The 6,076-nt window shown below is 59.1% G+C and carries 3 protein-coding genes; 2 read left to right on the top strand and 1 reads right to left on the bottom strand.

The genetic code is table 11. The features are described from left to right. Window positions 1-936: 936 nt before the first annotated feature. Window positions 937-1,614, bottom strand: coding sequence for a hypothetical protein (locus ACTEK7_RS35810; RefSeq protein WP_225129466.1), 678 nt, complete (start codon window positions 1,612-1,614; stop codon window positions 937-939). 1,640 nt (window positions 1,615-3,254) lie between these two features. On the opposite strand from ACTEK7_RS35810, the gene ACTEK7_RS35805 reads away from it, so the two are divergent. Next, window positions 3,255-4,601 (top strand): MFS transporter, encoded by a 1,347-nt coding sequence (locus tag ACTEK7_RS35805; RefSeq protein WP_225129468.1) that lies wholly within the window; start codon window positions 3,255-3,257, stop codon window positions 4,599-4,601. 646 nt (window positions 4,602-5,247) lie between these two features. Continuing rightward, the gene (locus ACTEK7_RS35800) at window positions 5,248-5,457 is read left to right on the top strand and encodes a hypothetical protein (RefSeq protein ID WP_225129470.1); all 210 of its coding nucleotides are present in this window, start codon (window positions 5,248-5,250) and stop codon (window positions 5,455-5,457) included. Window positions 5,458-6,076 lie beyond the last annotated feature (619 nt).

The raw sequence follows: 6,076 nt of genomic DNA, 5'->3' as shown, positions 1-6,076 counted from the left end.
ATGCCCACAACCTCAACAACAGACGCAGACAGAGGCCCTCGCGGCCTCATATCAGAAAATCGGAGCGGCGAGAGTTCCAACTAAGAAGGCGGCGTCAGTGGTCCTGCTCCCGGGGTCCACTTCACTGTGTCGTAATCCTACGGTTCAGGTGCTGCTTGCAAAACGCCCAGATCTGGTAGTGCCAACTGATAGGATTTCCATCCGATAAATACGCTCACGCGATTGCACTGCCACGCAAAGCCACTTGCGACCGTCGTTCTCGGTTACGCGACCTTTGCTGCCAGCTCCTTGAGAATACCTCCGCGTCCGCAAGTTATTGACGCTCGCACAGGCAGGGCCTACGCCGTTTCCGAGTAAGCCCTCCACGGTCACCGGTTTCGCTGCCCAATTTGCGCGAATCCAGCCGACGTCGAGCGCTGGTTGGCGGCCGAGCCCCGTCTGAGGGCGCTGGCAATTCTCGGTCGCCTCGCTGAGCAACGCCCCAAACAGTTCGGCCCGCAGCACACCATCGTGCAGCGCTTGTTGGGATGGCTCCGACGCAAATCAGCCGAAACGATCATCCCGCACGGCGCAAAGCTGCGACGCTGGCCGCGTGTAATGGGCATTCCGCGACGTCTCCAGTCCCTCCGATTCTGCGCGCCATCGTGGAATCTCGGACTGGCCCACAGCGGGAGCTACATCGTTTAAGCGAAAGTCACACCGGCAGGGGAGGCAATACGGGCGCAATATGGCAGGCCGGATGACGGGCCGGCACCACGCAGATGAAATGGCAAGGATGACCGTGCATCTCGTGGGCTGCCAGGGGGTCCAATGATGCGTACCCACTGGCGGCGCGAACAGTCCACTGTTAAGCGGCGAATGTCTCTCCAGGTAAGGACAACCGAAGTGATCGCAGGCCTCCAGTCCGGCGCGATCGCTTCACCGTCGGGTTGCGTCTCATACCCTTGTAAGCCTAACGAACCCTCCTTCCACTAATTCGGCTTTGTAGGCCCGATTGTTAAGTAGGATTGTGGCGGGGTTATCTGCGGTCGGCATGAAACCTTCTTCGCGCAGCTTGTCCATTAGGGCAGGTGTGGCCCATTGCTGTCCTAGCGGCATTCCGTAGCGCCATTTCTCCGCAAAGAAGGCTCCGAAGTCCGGTACTCCCGCCCGGCCGGCCCCAACCACTTGGTCCTCCGCGGGGTTATGAACAAGACGAACGCGATTGGACTCATCCAAACCGGCCGTGTAGCGGTGACCTTGGATTTCATAGGTCATCGTCGGCTGGTCCGAGTCCGGCAAGAGACCGTGGTGGAATAGCCTCTCAACCATGGCGTCAGGGGCGATTTGCGAACCGTGTGAAAATCTCTGTGGAGCGGCGAATGAGACATCTACCGCTTCCTCAGGTGCGGCAGGTGATGATGGTCCAGCTTCATTCATGATCTGACTGAACAAATCATGATCTTCCTGTGTCCAGATGTGCGCCGTTGGCGATTCCGGTGAACGGGCATTATCGATCGGGTTCGGATCCAGAAAGCTCTCCTTTCTGTTATAAGAACAAAGGCCTCTTGAAGATCTGCCCCCAGGGAATGAGCTGAAGTTCGTCACGAATTCAGAGATGGGTGGCTTCGTCATCGAGAGGCCAAGTTCGAATGTTAAAGAGGCTGGCTTTCGAGAAGCTGACAAAGGTCGAAAAAGGAGACAAACCCGCGGCCGCAGCTGCCCCCTCTGATGCGATCATCTCCGGGCCAAGTCTCATTCCGCCTGGCCTCGCAGTCGGCGCGCGGGTCTGCGTCGTGCATTGCGTTCACCTGAGCGTAAAGCTGGTTAGGAGGTCCAGGTGATGCGGACCGCGACCAGACTCAGTCTTGCACCGAACATGTGCATTTCGACCTCTGCCCTCGACCCGTCGTTCTGGCTGACGCTTCGAGCCTATGCTCGGGGCCGCTAACCAGAATGGCCACGATAGTCGCGCGAGCGCGAGAACAGACGAGAGCGAGACCTACGTGAGAGTCCGGCAAGCGCGGAGCGAAGTGTTCACCTGAGATAACGAAATCGCTGAGACGCAAACCAGCCGAGACGATCATCCCGAGCACGGCTAAAGGTGCGGCGGTGCCGGTGATCCGGGGACTGCGGCCGCCGCTGCGTGTAGTGGGTAGTCCGCGAAGTCCCCAGTGCCTCGAACCCTGCGCGCCATGATACAACATCCGAGTGACAGCCGGAGCTACATCGGTCAAGCGGAACGCTACGTCCTCAGGTGAGGCAATACGAACCGCCAACTTTGTCCCGGCTGCTATCGACGCTCTGCGTCATGCAGATGGCACTCGTGTCAGGGCGTTGGAAAGAGAATTCACTGGTGTCCTGAATAAGGAAAATCGTCGTAATTCGTGCGCGCGGTGGCGAGGTCGCCGCTGAAATGTCCGCTTCCTCCAAGCGTCCGTTGGCGAAGAACCGTAGGCCACATTCGTGCTCGCCCGTTGCGGGCGCACGAACAGTAGCTCCTGGGGATGCGTCACTGGTTTGCCTTAACAGCTCTCTAAGTGGTTGACCAAGATGTACGCCCCCTGAACCTTTGGCAGCGCTCCCCGAACGACTTGAGATCGGCCTCGTCGGCGTCGGGGCCGAATAGCCGGGCCTTCTCCCCGTCCCGGCTGATGCCCTCGCGCAGGAGATAGCCAAGATGCGGGCGAGCGGCGCCGAACGCACGTTATGACTGGACGACCTAGGTCTTGATGGTCGCCAGACGCGAGCGTCCCGCGAGCAGGCGTTCGCCCACTCGCCGGCGACCCGGCCGGGACGCAAAGGTGGAGCACTGATGATTGGTGGATCTTGTCCGCCGCGCGAGAGAGAGCGGCAGGAGCGCTGAGCGGCGGCAAGCGCCTTGGCGACGAAGGGCGTGGCACGCTGACTCCTTAAGGAGCGGACGCAACCTGGCCGAGGCTGAAAGGGCGCGAGACATCGCCAATCGTGTTCGGCGCCCGCCAATTTGTCCCAAACTCGCCAAAGCAGCGCGATGTCTGGGTGCCCGACAACTATAGCAGGTCTCATATTTGTCTTGCCGGGAAGGCCAGCGATCAGATCAAGGGTAAAATGGGCCACGAAAGGCGGGCATTTTTATTGCAGAGCTTACCGTGAGGTTCGTCGTGACACGCTTCAGCCTACATGTGAACAGGCGATGGCCGTGAGGACGAGCTCGGGCAAGTGGAATGCAACTTTGCGCGACCTGTCTGGTCGAAATGTTCGGGCCATGGATCGCGCTCCAGATCAGGTCGAGGATGGCGAGGCAATTTACTCCAGAGGGGCTGGAGCCGGTCCTCGGTCCGGCAGACGAACGCTTGACACGCCGCGCGGTGTTGGGCGCAACCATCGGCAACATTATCGAATTCTACGACTTCGGGACCTATAGCTTTTTCGCAATACAGATCGGTCAGGCGTTCTTCCCGGCAACTGACCAGTTCGTCAGCCTCATGCTGTCACTCGGAACCTTCGGCGCAGGTTTTGTGACCAGGCCGATCGGAGCCATCGTGCTCGGCTCGTATTCGGATCGGGCCGGCCGCCGACCCGCGATGACCGCCAGCTTTGCCATGATGAGCGCCGCGGTCCTGTTATTGGCTATCACGCCATCGTACGAGACAATAGGACTTGCCGCTCCGTTGCTAGCCATTTTCGCACGCTTGCTGCAGGGCTTTGCTCTCGGAGGTGAAGTCGGTCCAACGACAGCCTACTTGATGGAGGCGGCCCCCACCAAAGCCCGCGGTCTTGCGGTCTCCTTTCAGCCCGCGAGCCAACAGGTAGCTGCGACGGCCGGAGCGTTGGTTGGAGAAATACTCTCGCTCACCATGACAAGCGAAGCGCTCAATGCGTACGGATGGCGGGTCGCGCTGTTGCTCGGCGCGGCTACGTTGCCGTTTGGACTTTGGTTGCGGAGCGTCCTGCCCGAAACGCTGCACCGCCCCGAGGCGCCGGTTCTTGTCACCCAGCCCGAGGGGCGACCACCTACCGATCGCCGCATCATGAGCTTGGGATTTGTCATCTTGGCCAGCTGCACGATCACGACTTATGTTACGGGATACATGACGACCTACGCGTTGAACACCCTCCGCGTTTCCACGCCTCTCGCCTTTGCTACTACGCTCATCAGCAACACGGTCGGAATTTCTGCAGCACTGCTGGGCGGCCTGCTCGCCGACCGCGTAGGCCGTCGGCGTATCATGATATGGCCGCAGGTCACTGCATTACTGATGACCTATCCGGTATTCTTGTGGATTGCAGAAAGCCGCAGTGCCTTGGCACTTCTAGGAGGTCTCGGCGTCCTCACCCTGATCGGAACGATTCCGTATAGCGCCTTCTACGTGAGCATGGCCGAAGGTTTGCCCAAGTACATTCGTGGTCGCGCGTTCGCGACGATCTACGCTTTTGCGATAGCGATTTTTGGAGGCACAGCTCAACCGATCGTCACCTGGCTCATCCACCTTACCGGGAGTGCACTCGTGCCCGCCTGGTACATGCTCTTCGCGGGCGCGGCCGCGCTTTGTGCCATGCTTATGATGCCGGAGACGGCGCCACTCAATTATGTGCCCGACCATAGACGAATGGCCGTACCGGCACGACCGCTGCCCTAGTCATGCCCGAACAGGTAAGGATGACATCTATGATGTCCGAAATGCGAAACATCGAGCCGGAGGACGGGTATGGAGCCAGCACGTAAAAGAGAATCTATCCTGAAAATTCGAGCAGCTTTACATCGAGCAGCAGCTCCTGTCGGAGCGCAGCGTCTCCGTCTGAAATGACTTTTCCCCATTTACCCGATCTTGGCCGATGCGGCAGTTGCACGATCGGCGGATGTCACCGAAAGGCTGTAAGTGAGCCGTCACTCTGATCGTCGTTTAGAGAACAAGAAGGCGCGGCTTGTACTATCTACTAGCGCAAGTACGGCATGAGGATGCGGCCGCTGTCGGAGCAGCGGCCGCACGAGGGTCAATCCTCATCTCTGCTTGATATGTTTCCCGCTGTCAGTGCTGGACGCACGAGGGATCCGTCAAGCAAAAAAACAGATCGCAGATACCATTCAACGGGTCATCCACGCACTCAGGATATGATGTATCGGCTACCGGCGCACTCGCCGCAACCGGCTGCGCGGCAACGTTTGCAGCAAAAGGAGGCATTACCGCCGTTGCAAGCGCGAGGGCGCTCGCGGTCACTAACACAGACTTTTTCATTCGAGATATCGCTTCCCTAGGTTAGCCCCAGCCGCCCTCGAGGGTCTATATGACCACGTTGCAAGCGGTAAAATTGATTTTCTTGATCAGATCTATTGACCGAATGGATAAGTATGCAGCAATCGACGATCGGCTCATCGATGCGATGGGCGACGAGTTTCAAATTTGGCTGAAGCAACGGCTGGCCGAAGCGGGTCTGACGGACGATGCCGAGGTTAAATCGTCAACGAGATCGCCTGCGAGATCAAAAGCGAGGTGATGCACCGGGTGCTTAGGGAGCACGGCATCCAGCTGTAAAAGCTCGGCCAGGCCCGTCTTACGGATTGCTGTCGCGAGCTCGCGCCATGACACAATGAACAGTCCCACCAAGCTGATCGTGCGGCGCAGCCTGCTCTTCCGACGGTGCCACCGTTGCTCACTCGTGGCGGCGAGTGAAAAAAGCAGGGAAATGACTGACCATACGCCGGTGTACTGAAATTGTCTCCGCGGCGCCCGGCGCCATTGCAGTTGAAACGAAGAAGCTCCGACTTACTCGGATTGAGACGCTCAACGAAGAACGACAAGCCCAGCATCTTTTGGGGGGCCAAGGAGGCGTGATGCTGGGGCCGTCGTAGGCTGATGCTAGAGTAGCAAACAGGCGGCGTTGTTGTGCACCGCCCGGTTTGATTCGTCAAAGCGGCCGGGACGCTCAGCTCCCGTACATCCGGACCATCCGCGATCCGTTGAAGCTCGCCCGAAGAGTTTGCGCGCCAGTTCGCCGCGGGCAGGCTGGTGAAAGCACTGTGACACCGGGCGTATCGCCGCCAGCATCTGGTATATCTCCCGCCTGCAATAGTCAGCGGCCCAGCTTCTCGTCCGAGCGCCGATGTTCGCCACAG

This window comes from Bradyrhizobium sp. JHI2711 (assembly GCF_056156565.1).
The sequence above is the reverse complement of the archived record's forward strand: the minus strand, read 5'-3'. Positions and strand labels throughout refer to the sequence as shown.

What these genes read in the sequence shown, in the direction of transcription:
- ACTEK7_RS35810 (WP_225129466.1), bottom strand. Translation starts at nt 1,614, where the DNA reads ATGACGAAGCCACCCATCTCTGAATTCGTGACGAACTTCAGCTCATTC.
- ACTEK7_RS35805 (WP_225129468.1), top strand. Translation starts at nt 3,255, where the DNA reads ATGGCGAGGCAATTTACTCCAGAGGGGCTGGAGCCGGTCCTCGGTCCG.
- ACTEK7_RS35800 (WP_225129470.1), top strand. Translation starts at nt 5,248, where the DNA reads ATGACCACGTTGCAAGCGGTAAAATTGATTTTCTTGATCAGATCTATT.